Origin of the sequence: Nocardioides sp., from assembly GCF_035703625.1 — a bacterium.
Taxonomy (GTDB): Bacteria; Actinomycetota; Actinomycetes; order Propionibacteriales; family Nocardioidaceae; genus Nocardioides.
The window spans coordinates 1-16545 of sequence record NZ_DASSXS010000287.1 but is presented as its reverse complement, the minus strand read 5'-3'; the positions used below and the strand labels follow the sequence as shown (position 1 = coordinate 16545).

At 72.1% G+C, this 16545-nt stretch carries 17 protein-coding genes; 8 read left to right on the top strand and 9 right to left on the bottom strand.

The genetic code is table 11. From position 1 onward, the window contains the following. The first annotated feature begins 107 nt into the window (after positions 1 to 107). Positions 108 to 920: an SDR family NAD(P)-dependent oxidoreductase gene (locus tag VFN12_RS15100; RefSeq protein ID WP_325119563.1), complete on the top strand. Its 813-nt coding sequence runs from the start codon at positions 108 to 110 to the stop codon at positions 918 to 920. 71 nt (positions 921 to 991) lie between these two features. Here the strand turns inward: VFN12_RS15100 and VFN12_RS15095 are convergent, their stop codons facing one another. The 3 genes from VFN12_RS15095 to VFN12_RS15085 all read right to left on the bottom strand — a co-directional run bounded on the left by VFN12_RS15095 (position 992) and on the right by VFN12_RS15085 (position 2662). After that, a complete protein-coding gene (locus VFN12_RS15095; RefSeq protein ID WP_325119562.1) occupies positions 992 to 1792 on the bottom strand; it encodes a serine protease in 801 nt (266 codons plus the stop codon). 79 nt (positions 1793 to 1871) lie between these two features. Then, the gene (locus VFN12_RS15090; protein ID WP_325119561.1) at positions 1872 to 2225 is read right to left on the bottom strand and encodes a CrcB family protein; all 354 of its coding nucleotides are present in this window, start codon (positions 2223 to 2225) and stop codon (positions 1872 to 1874) included. Beyond that, complete coding sequence (locus VFN12_RS15085) at positions 2222 to 2662, bottom strand: CrcB family protein (protein ID WP_325119560.1); 441 nt, start codon at positions 2660 to 2662, stop codon at positions 2222 to 2224. Before VFN12_RS15085 ends, VFN12_RS15090 begins: the two co-directional genes overlap by 4 nt. Before the next feature lie 83 nt (positions 2663 to 2745). On the opposite strand from VFN12_RS15085, the gene VFN12_RS15080 reads away from it, so the two are divergent. From VFN12_RS15080 to VFN12_RS15055, 6 genes are all read left to right on the top strand, one after another. Continuing rightward, a complete protein-coding gene (locus VFN12_RS15080; RefSeq protein WP_325119559.1) occupies positions 2746 to 2958 on the top strand; it encodes a hypothetical protein in 213 nt (70 codons plus the stop codon). Positions 2959 to 3111: 153 nt separating this feature from the next. Further along, on the top strand, positions 3112 to 3438 hold the full coding sequence (locus VFN12_RS15075; RefSeq protein WP_325119558.1) for a hypothetical protein: 327 nt from the start codon (positions 3112 to 3114) through the stop codon (positions 3436 to 3438). 80 nt (positions 3439 to 3518) lie between these two features. Next, positions 3519 to 5285 (top strand): acetyl/propionyl/methylcrotonyl-CoA carboxylase subunit alpha, encoded by a 1767-nt coding sequence (locus tag VFN12_RS15070; RefSeq protein ID WP_414690052.1) that lies wholly within the window; start codon positions 3519 to 3521, stop codon positions 5283 to 5285. 55 nt (positions 5286 to 5340) lie between these two features. Beyond that, on the top strand, positions 5341 to 5844 hold the full coding sequence (locus tag VFN12_RS15065) for a PH domain-containing protein (RefSeq protein ID WP_325119555.1): 504 nt from the start codon (positions 5341 to 5343) through the stop codon (positions 5842 to 5844). Further along, entirely contained in the window at positions 5841 to 7340 is a 1500-nt protein-coding gene (locus VFN12_RS15060; RefSeq protein ID WP_325119554.1) for a PH domain-containing protein, read from the top strand. The genes VFN12_RS15065 and VFN12_RS15060 overlap by 4 nt, the downstream gene beginning before the upstream one ends. Before the next feature lie 110 nt (positions 7341 to 7450). After that, on the top strand, positions 7451 to 8011 hold the full coding sequence (locus VFN12_RS15055; RefSeq protein WP_325119553.1) for a DUF2231 domain-containing protein: 561 nt from the start codon (positions 7451 to 7453) through the stop codon (positions 8009 to 8011). 78 nt (positions 8012 to 8089) lie between these two features. On the opposite strand, the gene VFN12_RS15050 is transcribed toward VFN12_RS15055, so the two are convergent. The 4 genes from VFN12_RS15050 to VFN12_RS15035 all read right to left on the bottom strand — a co-directional run bounded on the left by VFN12_RS15050 (position 8090) and on the right by VFN12_RS15035 (position 12487). Next, a complete protein-coding gene (locus tag VFN12_RS15050) occupies positions 8090 to 8653 on the bottom strand; it encodes a dihydrofolate reductase family protein (RefSeq protein WP_325119552.1) in 564 nt (187 codons plus the stop codon). Positions 8654 to 9004: 351 nt separating this feature from the next. Beyond that, a complete protein-coding gene (locus VFN12_RS15045; RefSeq protein ID WP_325119551.1) occupies positions 9005 to 9976 on the bottom strand; it encodes an SGNH/GDSL hydrolase family protein in 972 nt (323 codons plus the stop codon). A 39-nt stretch (positions 9977 to 10015) separates the two neighbouring features. Next, positions 10016 to 11236: a hypothetical protein gene (locus tag VFN12_RS15040; protein ID WP_325119550.1), complete on the bottom strand. Its 1221-nt coding sequence runs from the start codon at positions 11234 to 11236 to the stop codon at positions 10016 to 10018. Positions 11237 to 11293: 57 nt separating this feature from the next. Continuing rightward, the gene (locus tag VFN12_RS15035) at positions 11294 to 12487 is read right to left on the bottom strand and encodes a SpoIID/LytB domain-containing protein (protein ID WP_325119549.1); all 1194 of its coding nucleotides are present in this window, start codon (positions 12485 to 12487) and stop codon (positions 11294 to 11296) included. Between the two features lie 150 nt (positions 12488 to 12637). Here VFN12_RS15035 and VFN12_RS15030 point away from each other — a divergent pair, with 150 nt between their 5' ends. Further along, positions 12638 to 13498 carry a hypothetical protein gene (locus VFN12_RS15030; protein ID WP_325119548.1) on the top strand — a complete coding sequence of 287 codons (861 nt, stop codon included), beginning with the start codon at positions 12638 to 12640 and terminating at the stop codon, positions 13496 to 13498. 5 nt (positions 13499 to 13503) lie between these two features. Here VFN12_RS15030 and VFN12_RS15025 read toward each other — a convergent pair whose 3' ends face one another. Both VFN12_RS15025 and lpdA read right to left on the bottom strand, forming a co-directional pair. After that, positions 13504 to 14922 carry an NAD(P)H-quinone dehydrogenase gene (locus tag VFN12_RS15025; RefSeq protein WP_325119547.1) on the bottom strand — a complete coding sequence of 473 codons (1419 nt, stop codon included), beginning with the start codon at positions 14920 to 14922 and terminating at the stop codon, positions 13504 to 13506. 75 nt (positions 14923 to 14997) lie between these two features. Then, positions 14998 to 16404, bottom strand: a complete 1407-nt coding sequence (lpdA, locus tag VFN12_RS15020) for a dihydrolipoyl dehydrogenase (protein WP_325119545.1) — start codon at positions 16402 to 16404, stop codon at positions 14998 to 15000. Positions 16405 to 16545 lie beyond the last annotated feature (141 nt).

The following is a 16545-nucleotide window of genomic DNA, read 5'->3' as shown; positions in this document are numbered from 1 at the left end:
GATGGCCCACGCCGGCCGACCGTGAGGTCGTACGGTCGGAGCGCGACAGCCGACGACCCGCGTGAGGTTGCGCCCCCGGATCATGCTGCTGATGGAGGACACCGACCATGCCGACACGACTGGAGGGCCGGGTCGCGCTCGTGACCGGCGGCAACCACGGGATCGGTGCCGCCACCGCGGTGTCGCTCGCGCGGGCGGGGGCCGCCACGGTGGTGACCTACCTGGCGCTGGAGGACGAACCGGATCCGGGCACCCCGGACGCCTACCGGCAGAACCGGGCAGCCGACGGCAGCGACGTACTGCGCCGGATCGAGGCCGCCGGGGGCCGAGGGGCCGTGGTCGAAGCCGACCTCGGCCGCGCAGATGCGATCCCGGAGCTCTTCGACCTGGCCGAGGAGCGGTTCGGTGGAGTCGACATCCTGGTGCACAACGCGACCGGCTGGGTCGCGGATTCGTTCAAGCCCACGACCAGTGACCGGCTGGGACGCCGCCTCAACGCCGTGACGGCTGAGACGATCGACCAGCAGTTCGCCGTGGATGCCCGTGCCGGCGGGCTGCTGATCGCCGAGCTCGCACGCCGGCATCACGCCCGCAAGGCATCGTGGGGACGCATCGTCACGCTGACCTCGGGTGGATCGGACGGGTTCCCGGAGGAGGTCAGCTATGGGGCTGCCAAGGCCGCCCTGGTCGACTACACGCTCTCCGCGGCGGTCGAGCTGGCTCCCCTCGGCATCACCGCCAACGCCGTTCACCCGCCGGTGACCGACACCGGCTGGGTGAGCGACGAGGTCCGCGATGCCGTTGCCGCGAGTGATCACCTGTTCCACGTCGCCGAGCCGGACGACGTGGCCGGTGTGATCACGTACCTGGCCGGCGACGATGCCTGGCTCGTCACCGGCAACGTGATCCGGCTCCGGTAGCGGCTGTTCGGGCCCCTGGGGCTAGAACTCCCGTGCGGCCGGAACCCCTGACCCCGGCCGCACGGGAGAGATCACAGGCCGGCGGTCGAGGTGATGAAGTCGTGGATCGACGGGTTGTTGACCTCGCCGTACACGCCCGGGAACGCGGGTACGGCGCAGCCGAGGCCGTAGCTCACGATCCCCACCTGGACCAGGCGACCGTCGGCGAGGGTGCCGAACATCGGACCGCCGGAGTCGCCCTGGCAGGAGTCGCCGCCGAGCGTCTCAGCGCAGACCTCGGACTCGGCCTGGAAGCCCATGGTCTGGTTGGTGGTGCAGTTGTCGTCGGCCACGGCGGTGACGTCGACCGCCTTGAGGTTCTCGGGGATGATCGGCGAGCCGAAGAACTCGGTGCCCCAGCCGGCCACGGTCATCGGCGCACCCTGCTGCTCGAGGCTGTCGTCGCCCTGCGGCGCCAGCGCGATCGACGGCGCGGCGATGTCGCCGGTGACGTGGATCAGCGCGGCGTCGAACGTGCCGGTGTCCTCGTAGTCGGGGTGGACGACGATCCGGTCGGCGTCGAGGGTCTGGCCGGTCGAGAAGTCGTTGATGTTGGTGCGGCCCACGCCGACCTGCACCTCGCTCGGCTTGGTGTCGACCATGCAGTGGGCCGCGGTGAGGATCCACCGGGGGGCGACCACCGATCCGCCGCAGATGTGGCCGTCGGTCCCGTCGCCGTACTCCTTGAGCTGGACGGAGGCCATGAACGGGAACTGCCCGTCCTCGGCCTGGTAGCCGCCGACGATGGCGTCGGCCGGAGTGGCCGCGAGCTGCGCTCCGGCGAGCACGAGCGCTGCTGCAGTGAGGCGGGCAAGGGTGCGTACCGGACGCATGGACTGCCTTTCGGTGGATGGTCTAGACACCGGTCCAACGACGTGGGCCGCGTCGGGTTATCCCCGCACCGCCGCCCGTTCAGGCCACTGCCAGCCCGAGCACCACACCGGCCAGCCCCACGACCACGCTCAGCACCGAGTACGCCGTCGCGCGCCCGGCCCGGCCCTCCTCGGCGAGCCGGACCGTCTCGAACGTGAAGGTCGAGTACGTCGACATGGCCCCGGCCAGCCCACTGCCGAGCAGGACGTAGCCCGGCGAGTCGGCGCCCAGACCCAGTCCCGCCACCAGGCCGAGCAGGAGGCACGCCGTGGCGTTGGCCGTCAGCGTGCCGAGGGGGAACCCCGACCCGAGCCGCGCGGTCAGGCGTACGTCGAGCAGGTAGCGCACCGGCGCGCCGATCATGCCGCCGAGCACCACGAGCACCCAGGTCACGCCCGCACCTCCCCCACGACTGCGCGGGTCAGGGTGGCCGCGACCGCCGTGGCCGCGACGCAGCCCAGCAGCGTGCCGACCAGGTAGAGGGCGGCCAGCGCGTGGTCCCCCGCCACCCAGAGCCCGTGCGTGTCGAGGGTGTAGGTGGAGAAGGTGGTGAAGCCGCCGAGGACACCGGTGCCGAGGAGCGGCCGGACCAGCGGATGGGCCCGCCAGACCTCGGTGGCGAGAACCACCAGCACCCCGATCAGCGCACAGCCGACCAGGTTCACCGCGAGGGTCGCCCACACCTCGGGCGCCACCCGGTCGGCGGCCACCCTGGCCGCCGCGCCCGCGCCGCCGCCCAGCGAGACCGCCAGGACGAGGGTCGGGTGGGCCGGGTCGAGGTCCGGGTCGACGGGCTCCTCGTAGTGCTGCTCGGGGCCATCGGGGTGCACCCGGCCCATCCTGCCGGACCTGACGTCTAGACAACTCCGCCCCGGGGAGGGACTCTGGAGACATCAGCACGGGGGGTGCAGAGATGGTCGACGCCTTTGACCGGCGGTCAGCCGCCAAGGACTACGCCGAGGTGATCATCCACCAGGAGCTCGAGCGAGCCGAACGGGCGGCCACGGCGCGGCTCCGCGACCGGATCCACGAGATACCGCCCGAGCGACGCCACCTCGTCACGATCGGCGAGCACAGCGTCGAGGTGATCGAGACGGCGGCAGTCGACGAGATCCTGGCGTCCTGACACCGGCCCGGGCAGCCTGCCCCGCGATCGGGGCCCTGTTCGACTCCCTTCCGCAGGTGTATACCTGAATCATGCGGCCCGGCCGGCCGCATCCCGCGGAAGGAAGCGATGGCGACCCTCGAACGTGGGGGACGCCGATCTGCTGTCTGGCGCATGCGCGCCGGGCTCGCCCACCACGTGCTCTTCGTCGTGGCCGTCGCCGTGATGCTCGTGCTGATGATCCCTCGGAGCGGCTCCAGCGCCGTCAACGTCTCCCGCGCCGAGCTCGTCTCCGGCACCCTCCGGATCGAGGGCACCGCCCTGCCCAACCGAACGATCACCGTGAACGGCATCGCGATGGGCACGAGCGGGAGCGACGGCACGTTCCGGTTCGAGCTGTGGGGCTTCGCCGCGCCCTCCGACTGCACCGTCGACGTCGACGACGGCTGGGCAACCCCCGCGAGGACCCGCCTGACGGGGTGTTCGGTCATCCGGACGTAGGTGACTCCGGATCCGGCGATAGGCTGCCGAGGCAGCCATCTCAGCGAGACCAGGAGTGCCAGGTGCCGGAGTCCCAACCACTGCAGAAGGTCCTGATCGCCAATCGCGGCGAGATCGCCGTCCGCGTCATCCGCGCGTGCAAGGACAGCGGCATCGGCAGCGTCGCGGTGTACGCCGACCCCGACCGCGACGCCCTCTTCGTGCGGCTGGCGGACGAGGCCCACTCCCTGGGCGGCGCCACGCCGGCGGACTCCTATCTCGACATCGAGAAGATCATCGCCGTGGCCAGGGAGTCGGGAGCCGACTCGGTACACCCCGGCTACGGCTTCCTCGCGGAGAACCGTGACTTCGCCCAGGCCGTGCTGGACGCCGGGCTCGTCTGGATCGGCCCGCCGCCGGAGGCGATCGAGAACCTCGGCGACAAGGTCAAGGCCCGGCACATCGCCGAGAAGGTGGGCGCGCCGCTGGCCCCGGGCACGAAGGACCCGCTGGACAACGCGGACGAGGCGGTGAAGTTCGCTGAGGAGAACGGCCTGCCGATCGCCATCAAGGCAGCGTTCGGCGGCGGCGGCCGCGGGCTGAAGGTCGCCCGCGAGATGTCCGAGGTCGCCGACGCCTACGAGTCGGCGGTCCGCGAGGCGGTCTCGGCGTTCGGCCGCGGCGAGTGCTTCGTCGAGAAGTTCCTCGACAAGCCGCGCCACGTCGAGACCCAGTGCCTCGCCGACCAGCACGGCAACGTCGTCGTGGTCTCGACCCGCGACTGCTCGCTCCAGCGCCGGCACCAGAAGCTGGTCGAGGAGGCACCCGCGCCGTTCCTCACCGACGACCAGATGACCGAGCTCTACGACGCCAGCAAGGCGATCCTCAAGGAGGCCGGCTACGTCGGCGCCGGCACCTGCGAGTTCCTGGTCGGACGCGACGGCACGATCTCGTTCCTCGAGGTCAACACGCGGCTGCAGGTCGAGCACCCGGTGTCGGAGGAGGTCACCGGCATCGACCTGGTCCGCGAGATGTTCCGGATCGCCGCCGGCGAGGAGCTCGGCTACGACGACCCGGAGGTGCGCGGCCACTCCATCGAGTTCCGCATCAACGCCGAGGACGGAGGCAACAACTTCATGCCGGCCCCCGGCACGCTGTCCCGGTGGCACCAGCCCTCCGGGCCGGGCGTGCGCGTCGACGGCGGCTACGACCAGGGCGAGACCATCCCCGGCTCCTTCGACTCCCTGGTGGCCAAGCTGATCGTCACCGGGCGCGACCGCACCCAGGCGCTCCAACGCTCGCGCCGGGCCCTGGCGGAGTTCGTGGTCGACGGCATGCCCACCGTGATCCCGTTCCACCAGGCGGTGGTCGACGACCCGGCGTACATCGGCAGTCCCGCCGAGAGCCCGGAGAAGTTCGACGTCTACACGACCTGGATCGAGACCGACTTCGACAACCAGATCGAGCCCTACGCCGGCGGGTCGGCCGAGGGCGAGGACGAGGGCGAGCGGCAGAAGGTCACCGTCGAGGTCGGCGGCCGGCGGATCGAGGTCGTGCTGCCGGCCGGTCTCGGCGGGCTGGCGGCCTCCGGTGGCGGCGGCGCGAAGAAGCCGAAGCGCAGCGGCGGCAAGAAGGCCGGCGCGGCCGCCGGCGGCGACTCGGTCACCAGCCCGATGCAGGGCACGATCGTCAAGGTCGTCGTCGAGGAGGGCCAGGAGGTGGCCGAGGGCGACGCCATCGTGGTCATCGAGGCGATGAAGATGGAGCAGCCGCTGAAGGCCCACAAGTCGGGGACGGTCACCAGCCTGCAGGCCGAGGTCGGCCAGACCGTGACCAACGGCGCCGTGATCTGCGAGCTCAAGGACTGATTCCTCGCCGACCCGCCCGAAAGTTTCGGGCGGGTCGGTTGTCTAGGCTCGGGACGTGGACACCACGAGCCAGCGGGAGCCCCAGCTGCGAGAGCCCAGCCAGCGGGTCAGCCCGAGCGCCCGGTGGATGTGGCTGGTCAGCGCCCTCCTCGAGGGCCTGTTCCTCCTCTTCGCGTTCCTGCTGATCGCCTACGTGTGGGCGCCCTTCGAGGTCCGCTGGTGGATGACGCTGCTCGCCGGTGCGGTGCTGGCGACGTACGTCGTCGTCGTGCCGCTGTGGAGGTACGCCGTCCACCGCTGGGAGGTGACCGACACCGCCGTCTACACCCAGGTCGGCTGGTGGACCCGGGAGCGGCGGATCGCCCCGATGTCCCGGATCCAGACCGTCGACTACTCCGAGGGCGCGATCGAGCGTCTGTTCGGCCTGGCCAGCGTCACGGTGACCACCGCCTCCGCGGCCGGCGCTCTGGAGATCAGCGGGCTCGACCGGGACCTGGCCCAGCGACTGGCCGAGGACCTCACGGTCCAGGCCGACGTCGTACCCGGCGACGCGACATGACGACCCCGCCCGCCGGTCTCGTCGCCGAGGGCGAGTGGCAGCGCCTGGACCGCCGCATGCTGCTGGTCCACCCGATCCGCGAGGTGTTGAGGTTCCTGCCGGTGCTGGTCGGCCTGTTCGTGTTCGGTCGCGCGTCCGGCGGCTCGGACGTCCGGTGGCAGCTGCTGGGCATCGCAGTGCCGGTCGCGCTCGGGATCCTGCGCTACTTCACCACCAGCTTCAGGATCGGCGGGGGCCGGATCGAGCTGCGTCGCGGACTGGTCAACAAGCACCTCCTCTCCACCCGCCTGGAGAGGGTCCGGACCGTGGAGATGACGGCCCAGCCGATCCAGCGCCTGCTCGGCCTGACGACCGTGCGGGTCGGGACCGGCACCGCCTCGACCAGCGGTGAGGACCAGCTCGACCTCGACGGCCTTCCCACCGACCGCGCACGCCGGCTGCGCGCCGAGCTGCTGCACGCCGCCCCGCTCGACGGCGAGGAGCAGACCGTCGAGGAGACGGTGCCGGCACCGCCGGACGTGGCGCTGCGCCTGGACCCCGCGTGGGCGCGGTACGCCCCGCTCACCAGCAGCGGCGTGGTCGCCTTCGCCGCGATCCTCGGTGTCGGCAGCCAGCTGTTCGACTCCCTGGGCGGTGGCCCGGGGGTGGAGGTGCAGACCCCCGTCTCCGGGGTCGGGCCTTCATGGTGGGTCCTCCTGGTCGCGATCCCGGTGGTGGCCGCCGTCATCTCGGTCCTCGCCGTGGCCGGCTACCTGGTCTCCAACTGGGGGCTCATCCTCACCCATGCGGCGCGCGACGGCTCCTGGCACCTGCGCCGCGGCCTGTTCACCACCCGCGAGACGAGCCTGGACGACGAGCGCCTCACCGGCGTCAGCATCGGCGAGCCGGTCGGGCTGCGCCTGGCCCGCGGTGCCCGGCTCTCGGCGATCGTGACCGGGCTCGACCGTCGGCAGTCGGGCGGCTCGATGCTGGTGCCCCCGGCCCCGCGGGCAGTCGTGACCGGCGTCGCCGGCCGGGTCCTCGGCTCCGACGAGCCGGTGACCGGGCCCCTGCGGTCACACGGCGCGAGGGCCAGGGCCCGCCGGTTCTCACGCGCGCTGGTGCCGACCCTGCTGCTCTCGCTCGCGCTCGGCCTCGCGGTGGTGTCCGGTGCGCCCCCGGGTCTGCTCGTCCTCGCCGTCGCCCTGCCGTCGGCGGCGCTGGCGCTGGCGGCCGACCGGGCGCGCGCGCTCGGGCATGCCCTCACCGCGGGGCACTTCGTGGTCAGGTCGGGCAGCCTCTTCCGGCAGCGCCAGGCCCTGGAGACGACGGCCGTCATCGGGTGGAACTTCCGCTCGACCTGGTTCCAGCGCCGGGCCGGTCTGACCACCCTCAGGGCGACGACCGCCGGCGGGAGCCAGGCCGTGACGGCGCTCGACGTACCCGAGCCGGACGCGGTGGCGGTGTCGTGCGCGGCGGTGCCGGGACTGGTCGATCAGTTCCTCGCCCCGGACTGACGGCCACGTCGTTGCTGCCCCCGGCTGCAGCGATCGAGCGAGTCGCCCTCCGAGAACTGATTCACGAAATCCCGGAGCGGGGCGGGGTCGCGGCGGCGTACGCTTCCGGCGTGCGCATGCTTCCACTGCCGCAGCGGGTGACCAGGGCCGTGGGCGAGAGCCCGCTCTCCGAACGGGTGGCCCGTGCCCAGGAGCTCCTCTACGGCCCGGTGATCGACTGGGCGCGGCGCAGCCCGCTGCACACCGACGTGCTGGGCCACTCGGTGCACCCTCTCCTCACGGACGTGACGCTCGGGTGCTGGATGAGTGCCTCCATCCTCGACCTCGCCGGCGGGACCGGAGCACGCGGCGCCGCGACCCTCCTGGCCGGCGCGGGGCTGGCAGCGGCCGGACCGACCGCCATCGCGGGCACCGGCGACTGGGCCGAGATGTCGGGCACCGAGCGGCGCATCGGGGCGGTCCACGCGCTGGGCACCGACATCGCCACCTTCCTCTTCCTCGGCTCGCTCGTCGCTCGCATGCGTGGCCGGTACGCCGGCGCGACGAGGCTCGGCCTCGCGGGCAACGTGGTCGTGGCGGGCGCAGGCTTCCTGGGCGGGCACCTCGCGCTCAACCGGGGGACGGCGCGCCGGAACCCAGCCGCCGAGCACCCGGTGGGGACCGGCAGCTAGGCCACCCTCTGCGGACGTGCGGCCGGATCCCCATCCTGGGGTGGTGCCGACCCCGCGCCGAATCCGAGGTGCGGGGATTCAGCGCCTCGTCTCGTACCTGGTCAGGAGAACGCCGTCGGGAAACGCCCGGGTCTCCACCAGGTTCAGGTCCACCCAGTCGTCCAGGGCCGTGAAGAACGGCGTGCCGCCGCCCACCAGCACTGGGTAGGTGACGATCAGGTACTCGTCGATCAGCCCGGCCCGCATGGCCGCCGCGGCGAGGGTGGCGCCGGCGATCTCCATCGGGCCACCGTCTTCGGCCTTGAGCCGGGTGATCTCGGCGACCGCGTCACCGGTCACGAGGCGGGCGTTCCCGTCGACCTTGTCGAGCGTCGAGGAGAACACGACCTTCGGGGTGTCCCGCCAGCTGCGCGCGAAGTCGATCTCGGCGGGTGTGGCACCGGGCTGCTGGTCGGCGGTCGGCCAGTGGGAGCTCATGGTCTCCCACAGCTTGCGCCCGTACAGCGACATGCTGATGGTCCGCATCTGCTCACACCAGAAGAGGAACACCTCCTCCACCGGTCCGCCCCAGCTGATGTCGTCGCCGGGAGCGGCGATGTAGCCGTCCAGGGTCACGTTCATGCCGAAGATCAGTTTGCGCATGGTGTCAGCCTCCCGCGACTCGGTACCCGGCGTACGGACCAACACGGCGCGGAAACACCATCGCGTTCCGCCCGACCCCCGGTCCGGCGATCATCGGTCGTGAGATGCCATCGTCCCAGCCACCTCCGAGCCACGTGATCGATTCAGCGGTGCGGGCTCAGGCCGTCCGGCACGACCGAGCGGATCGCGGCACGCACGTGCACGCAGTCGGACGTACCTATTGTCCCTGATCGACTCCCGTCCACGCGTGAGTGGAGCCGCTGAGGACCCAATGGGTCCGTCCGTGTACGTCGACGCGGCTCGCACTCGACTCGGCGGATGAGTGCACCCGCATCGAACGCGTCCCCTCCCTCAGCGCGGGTTCCGCACCACGGATCCCGGGGGCGGGTCCGCCGCCGCGTCGACCGGCGGATGCTCCCCCGTGATCGCGGTGTAGACCTCGTGCGCCATCCCGCGCATGCCCTGCTGGAACGGGTGGAACCCCGCGGCCAGCCCGAAGAAGGTCTGGCTCCCGTTGAGCCAGGCCCGGGCTCCCGCGCACGCGTCGTGACCCCGGGAGGCGGTGTGCAGGTCGACGTACGTCGCGCTGGTGCGCTCGGCCGCCCCGCTCAGCGAGGTGTCGAGCAGCCGCTCGATCCGGCGACCCCAGGCGTAGTCACCGGCAGCGAACGGCACGGCGGCGCACCTCCCCCGCTCCGGGAGCAGTCGCGGGTAGCCCACGAGGTACACGTCGGCCTCGGGCGCGCGCCGGGTCACGGCGCGGAGCACGAGGGTGACCCGGTCCTCGATCCGGCGGGCGTCGCGTGCCTTGATGTCGACGGGTCGGCCGTCGATCCGGCTGGTGAAGGCGCGTCGGCACGGTGCCCCGCCCGGTTCCCGGTCCCGGAGCGAGACGCAGGTCTCGACGATGGAGCCGAACAACCCGAAGTCGTTGCCGCCGATGCCCACCGTGACCAGGTCGGTGCCGGCGGAGAGGGCCTCGACCTGGGGCGGGGTCCGCTGGCCGAACGCCAGCTGCTGCGGCCGGCGGAGGTCCCGGGTCCCGGCCCCCGAGCACGTCACGTCGCGGTAGCTCCGCACGCCCAGGTACCCCGCGAGGAAGGCCGGGTAGTTGTTGGTCGACCGGAAGCAGCCGGGCGGGTCGGAGCGCGCGTCCGGCACCAGCGGACCCGCGCTGAACGAGTCGCCGAGGGCGACGTAGTCGACCGGCTGGGACGACGGGGCCGGCGAGGAGGTACGGGGCTGGCCCGCCCCCACGACCACGACCAGGGTGGCCGCCACTCCCGCGGCCACGACAAGCGCGCCGGCCGTCCTCGTTCTCACCCCAGCGACGGTAGTCAGCGCCCGAAAACGATCACGCGGTCAGCACGTCCCGCGCTCCGCGCTGCGGCAGGTGTCGGCACCGTCGCGGCCCCACACGACGTCGGTCCCCGCACCGGCGTTGACGTAGTCGACCCGGTCCGTCGCGGTGACCGAGTCGTCGCCCGCGTAGGTCCAGGCGCGCAGCGGTCCACCGGTGATCGCCCACACCCGGTCGGTATCGGTGGTGCCGTAGAACGCCCAGGACAGGTTCCCGATGAGCCGATGCTGCTCGTAGCCACCGATCTGGCCCGCGGCGGCCCGCCCGTCGTCGGCCGAGGTGCTGCCGGAGCGGAGGTCCACGGTGACCTCGAGGCGCGGCGACCGACCCTCGAGGAGCTCGCCGTAGAGGGAGACCAGGTCGGTGCCGGCGCCTCCGTCGCTCCCCGCGCCGGGGGCGTCGACCAGCCGCTGCGAGACCCGGTCGTTCCCTCCGCCGGCGAGCACCACGGTCGGGGACGGACTGTAGGCCTCGACGAAGTCGTTGCCCGCACCTGCCACGACGCGGTCCCGGCCGGCCTGGCTGCTCACCAGATCCGCGCCCGGACCCGCCTCGACCAGATCGTCGTCGCCGATGGTCCCGGCCGCGATCGAGGCGAGCTCGGTGAAGACCGTGTCGTCCCCGTCGCCGGCCCGGATCCGGTCGTCGCCGGCGTCGCCCGAGATCACGTCGGGGCGAGGCGAGCCGGTGATCTGGTCGACGTACGGCGACCCCCGGACGCCGAGGCGCTTCGAGGCCCGGATCGTGTCGCCGCCGAGCCCGGCGGCGGTCCCGGTACTGAGGTCCACGACGACTCCCTGCGGCGAGTCCTCCCACGACAGCGTGTCGGGCTGCCGCCGGGTCTGGGCGGACCGGTCGTCGAACCCGCCCACGAGCTCGTCGGCACCGGGGCCCCCGATGAGAACGTCGCCGACGAGGAAGGTGCCGGTGACGTCGCGGCCCAGCCGGTCACCGTCGCCGCGGAGGAGGTCGTTCCCTCCACCGCCGCGGAGCTCGTCGGCATCGGCGCCACCGCAGATCAGGTCGCGCCCGGCCCGGGCGTCGACGACGTCGTCGCCGGCCAGGGCGACGATGACGTCGTGGCCGCGGGTACCGACGAGCTCGTCGGACCGTGAGGTGCCGACCAGCGTCGCCGGCTCACCGGCGCAGGTGGGTACGGCGGCCTGGACCTGGGCTGCGGGGGCGCCGGCAGCAAGGCCGGCCAGCAGGAGCAGGGCGGACACCGTGATTCGAACCGGATTCACCGCGGTGGACCTCCGGATGCCGTCGCGGGTTGCGGCTCAGCCGCGCTTCCTCACCACGAACGTAACCCAGGTGGAGCGGAGTCCCAGGACCGAACGCAGCGTGTCGCCGCTGACCCTCACCCGGCCCTTGCCGCCGACGAGGGTGGCCGAGCCGACGCGACCGCCCCAGTCGCCGTTCCCGTCGCGCGCATCGACCACGATCCTGGTCAGGTTGCCCACGGCCGGCCACCGCGACTCCAGCAGCGCGTCGCTGACGCGCACCGACCAGGAGTGGACCGGGTTGCCGGCCCAGCCGTCGTACGGGTCGCGCTGGGCGGGGAGGTAGGGCACCGACCCGGCGGCGGTCCAGCCGCCGCTGCTGGAGGCGAACTGGGTGAAGGCGGGCTCGCCCCGGTGGAGCAGCACCTCGTGGGCGGTCGCGGCGACCGCGGCGTTGGAGGCCGGGTGCTCGGCGTCGACGCCGCCGTAGACCTGGCAGGAGGTGGTGTCGCACAGCGGCGAGGTCCGGTGGGCCCGCTCGTACGCCGCGTAGGTGCGCGCCGCGACGGCCTGGGCCTGCACGGCGGCCGGGCTCCAGGAGGCGGGCATCTCGAGCGGCACGACTCCCTTGAGGTAGTGGTCGAGGCTGAGCCTGTTGATCGTGTCGCGGGCCTGGCTCCCGGCGCCGGGGGCCACGGCCGAGAGCCGGCCGCGGTAGCGACGCACCCCGCTCGGCGTGACCAGGGCGATCGGCGCGCCCCCGGCCGAGAACGTCCCCTCGCCCTCGAGCCCGCGCCAAGCCCGCCAGCGATCGGTGAGGTAGGTGACGCGGTCCTGGCCGGCGGGGTCGACCATGATCCGCCACCGGGTCGCGCCGTTGTCGGGGAGGCGGGTCACCGTGCCCGTCCCGGAGTCGCGGACCCGCAGCCCCGTGCGGGCGACCACGACGAGGTCGTCGGTGGTGTCCGCAGAGATCTCGACCTGCACCCGCCCCCGGGCCGTTCCCCACGACGTCCCGGGGTAGTAGAAGTTCGCGATGCGTCGGTAGGAGAGGCCCTGTCGGGCCGCGCCCTCGGCGCCGTACTGCGACATGCCGTGGCCGTGCCCGTAGCCGTGCCCCTTGATGGTGATCCATGCCTGTCGCGGCACCGGCCAGCTGTCGACGGCGGTGGCGGGTGCGGCGAGGCCGGTGAGCAGCAGGGGTACGACGCAGGCGAGCACGCCCACGTGGACGGCGCGGCTGGTGCGCATGGCGGGACCCCTCGGGCGGCTGTGACGACTGGGACAGATGTGATCCAAGGGAAATCGGAACACGCCTGGCGCGGCCCCGCAATCGAACCGGGTGAACTACAGATCGGTAGTTATCGGGCCGGCTCCCCGCTTCACGCCTAGGCTGAGCCGGTGGAGTGGCTGCTGGCCCTCGCCGGGCTCGTCGTGCTGGCCATCGGGGGCCGGGCTGCCCGCCGGTCGCTCGGCACTCGTCGCGAGCAGGCCCTCCAGGCGTCCGACCAGCTCCGGCTGAGCCGCAGGGCGGCCGACGAGGACGTCACGCTGTTCGGCGAGGAGCTGACCGAGCTGCACTTCGAGACCCTCACCACCGCGCTGGACGACGACATGCGTCGGGACTACCAGCAGGCGCTCGACTCCTACGAGCGGGCCAAGGACCTGGTGCGGTCGGTGGCAGCGTCCGACGAGGTCCGGGCGGTCACCAGCACGCTCGAGGACGGGCGCTACGCGCAGGCCTGCCTGCTGGCCCGCCGCGACGGCGCGCCGCTCCCGGACCGGCGGCCGCCATGCTTCTTCAACCCCAACCACGGCCCCGCCCGCACGGAGGTCATGTGGGCGCCGCCCGGTGGGGTCGAGCGCGAGATCCAGGTCTGCCTCATGGACGCGCACCGGCTCGAGGAGGGCCTGGCACCCGAGATCCGGCTGGTGCGGCTCGGCAACCGTCGGGTGCCGTGGTTCATGTCCGGCCCGGCCTACGAGAGCTACGCGTCGGGCTACTACGGGGCGGCGGTCGAGACCGGGCGGCTGCAGGCCGACCGGCTGACCGGGATGTACGGCGGAGCAGTCGTCTCCGGACCGGGCGACTGGTCTGCCTGGAGCGACCCGGGAGCCTGGGACGGTGGCGGCATGATCGGCGGCCACGACTACACGGGGTACGGCGGCGGCGGGGGCCACGGCGGACTCTTCGACGGCAGTGGAGACGTCGGCGGTGGAGGCGGTGGAGGCGACGGCGGCGGAGGCGGAGGCGGGGACTAGCTCCGTCAGACCCGGTGCAGCCGCCTCGCCGCCTCGGCGATGGACCCGCTGATCGAGGGGTAGACCGTGAACACCTGCGCCAGCTGGTCGGCGGTCAGCGACTCGGTGACCGCGATCGCGATCGGGTGGATCAGCTCGCTGGCCCGGGGCCCCACGACCACCCCGCCGACCACGATGCCGGTGCCGGGCCGGCAGAAGAGCTTCACGAAGCCGTCGTGGATCCCCTGCATCTTCGCGCGCGCGTTGCCCGAGAGCGGAAGGGTGACCACCTCGGCCTGCATGTCGCCCTCGTCGACGTCCTTCTGCGACCAGCCCACCGTGGCGATCTCCGGGGCGGTGAACACATTCGAGGAGACCATCTTCTGGTCCAGCGGGCGTACGGCGTCGCCGAGGAAGTGCCACATCGCGATCCGGCCCTGCATCGCGGCCACGGAGGCGAGCATGAGCACCCCGGTGCAGTCGCCGGCGGCGTACACGCCCCGGGCCGAGGTCCGGGAGACCCGGTCGACCTTGACGAAGCCGGCCTCGTCGGTGACCACGCCGGCCTCCTCCAGGCCCAGTCCCCCGGTGTTGGGAACCGAACCGAGCGCGAGGATGCAGTGGGAGCCGGTGACGGTGCGGCCGTCGGTGAGCGCCACCTTCACCTCGTCACCGTCGCGGGTCACCGACTCCATGCGCGACTGGGACAGCACCTCCATGCCGTTGCGGGTGAGCACGTCCTCGAGCACCCGGGCGGCGTCGGCGTCCTCGCCGGGAAGGACCCGGTCCCGGCTGGAGACCAGGGTGACGTCGACGCCGAGGGCGAGGTAGGCGCTGGCGAACTCGGCGCCGGTGACGCCCGACCCGACGACGATCAGCTTGCGCGGCACCTCCGTGAGGTCGTAGACCTGCTCCCAGGTGAGGATCCGCTCGCCGTCGGGCCGGGCGGTCTCCAGGGTGCGGGGCGCGGCCCCGGTGGCGATCAGGACGGCGTCGGCCTCGAGGGTCTGGTCTCCGTCGTCGCCGGTCACGGCCACCCGCCGCACGCCCCCGGCGTCCCCGGCACCGTCGAGCCGGCCCCGGCCGCGGACCACCTTGACTCCCTCGCGGTCGAGACGGCGTCCGATGTCGACGGACTGGTCGGCGGCGAGCTGCTGCACCCGCGCATTGACCCTGGCCAGGTCGACGTGCAGCGACTGGGCGTCGTCGCCCTCGTGGTCGGTGAAGCTGAGACCGAGCTCGGCCGCTCCGGCGAGGTCGGTCATCAGCTCGGCGGTGGCGATGAGGGTCTTGCTCGGGACGCAGTCGGTGAGCACGGCCGAGCCGCCGATGCCGTCGCTGTCGACGACGGTCACCGCGGCGCCCAGCTGGGCGGCGACCAGTGCCGCCTCGTAGCCGCCCGGTCCGCCGCCGATGATGACGACTCTTTCCGTACTCTCGCTCATTTGCTGACCTCGCAGATCGAGCGCAACCTCACGGTTCGCTTTCGTGTGTCGGGCCGCCGCGCTCTCACGCTTCGGTCAGAGGTTGATCATGTGCCCGGCGATGCCCTCCACGGCTTCCTTCATCGCCTCGCTCAGCGTCGGGTGGGCGAACACGTTGCGGGCGACCTCGTCGGCGGTGAGGTCCCACTGCTGGGCGAGGGTCAGCGCCGGCAGCAGCTCGGTCACCTCGGGCCCGATCATGTGGGCGCCGACGATCTCGTGGTACTCGGCGTCGGCCACGATCTTGACGAAGCCGACCCCGTCGGCCATGCCCCGGGCCTTGCCGTTGGCCGAGAACGGGAAGGTCGCGACCTTGACGTCGTACCCCTTCTCCTTCGCCTGCTCCTCGGTGTAGCCGAACGACGCGATCTGGGGCTGGCAGAACGTGGCCCGCGGGATCATGTCGAAGTTGATCTCGACCGTCTCCGCGTCGGCGATCGTCTCGGCGGCCACGACGCCCATGGCCTCGGCGGTGTGGGCCAGCATCAGCTTGCCGGTGACGTCGCCGATCGCATAGACGTTGTCGACGTTGGTGCGGCCGCGGCCGTCGACCACGACGGCTCCCCGCTCGGTCTCGACGCCGATCTCCTCCAGGCCGAACCCCTCGATCCGGGGCGCGAAGCCGATCGCCTGCAGGACCTTGTCGGTCTCGAGGGTCTGCTCCTCGCCGTCCTTGCTGACGATCACCTTGACCTGGTCGCCGGAGTCGTCGATCTTCTCGACCTTGGTGTTGAGCATGACCTTCACGCCGAGCTTCTTGTACTGCTTGAGCAGCTCCTTGGAGACGTCCGGGTCCTCGGTCGGGACCATCCGGTCGAGGAACTCCACGATCGTCACGTCGACGCCGAAGTTGACCAGGACGTAGGCGAACTCGACCCCGATGGCACCCGACCCGGCGATCACGATCGATCCGGGCAGCTCCTCGGTGAGGATCTGCTCCTCGTAGGTGACCACCCGCTCGCTGAGCTCGGTGCCGGGGACCAGGCGGGTCTTGGCGCCGGTGGCGAGGATCAGGTTGTCGAAGGTGTACGACGTCGTCTCGTCGCCGTTCCTGACGTCGATCCCGGTCGGCGAGGTGAGGGTGCCCCAGCCCTCGATCTCGGTGATCTTGTTCTTCTTCATCAGGTAGTGGACGCCCTTGGCGCTGGCCTCGGCCACCTTGCGGCTGCGCTGGTGGGTGGGGGCGAAGGCCATGGTGGCGTCGCCCTCGATCCCGAACGTCTTCTTCTCGTGGGTGATGATGTGCGCCAGCTCGGCGTTGCGCAGCAGCGCCTTGGACGGGATGCAGCCGACGTTGAGGCACACACCGCCCCAGTACTTCTCCTCGACCACGGCGACGGACTTGCCGAGCTGGGCGGCGCGGATGGCGGCGACGTAGCCACCGGGGCCGGCGCCGAGGACGAGGACGTCGAAGTGTGAATTTGTCTTGGGGGAATCGCTCACGAGATCAGCCTAACGGGACCGCCACCCTCGCTAATCTCTAGCCGTGACGCTGTACGCCGCCTACGGGACCAACCTCGACCCGGCCCGCATGGGCGAGCGCTGCCCGCACTCCCCGCTGAGCACCACCGGCTGGCTCACCGG

Excerpts from the sequence above, each read along its gene's own strand:
- VFN12_RS15080 (WP_325119559.1), top strand. The coding sequence starts at position 2,746 with ATGGTCGACGCCTTTGACCGGCGGTCAGCCGCCAAGGACTACGCCGAG.
- VFN12_RS15075 (WP_325119558.1), top strand. The coding sequence starts at position 3,112 with ATGCGCGCCGGGCTCGCCCACCACGTGCTCTTCGTCGTGGCCGTCGCC.
- VFN12_RS15025 (WP_325119547.1), bottom strand. The coding sequence starts at position 14,922 with ATGAGCGAGAGTACGGAAAGAGTCGTCATCATCGGCGGCGGACCGGGC.
- VFN12_RS15060 (WP_325119554.1), top strand. The coding sequence starts at position 5,841 with ATGACGACCCCGCCCGCCGGTCTCGTCGCCGAGGGCGAGTGGCAGCGC.
- VFN12_RS15095 (WP_325119562.1), bottom strand. The coding sequence starts at position 1,792 with ATGCGTCCGGTACGCACCCTTGCCCGCCTCACTGCAGCAGCGCTCGTG.
- VFN12_RS15100 (WP_325119563.1), top strand. The coding sequence starts at position 108 with ATGCCGACACGACTGGAGGGCCGGGTCGCGCTCGTGACCGGCGGCAAC.
- VFN12_RS15050 (WP_325119552.1), bottom strand. The coding sequence starts at position 8,653 with ATGCGCAAACTGATCTTCGGCATGAACGTGACCCTGGACGGCTACATC.
- VFN12_RS15035 (WP_325119549.1), bottom strand. The coding sequence starts at position 12,487 with ATGCGCACCAGCCGCGCCGTCCACGTGGGCGTGCTCGCCTGCGTCGTA.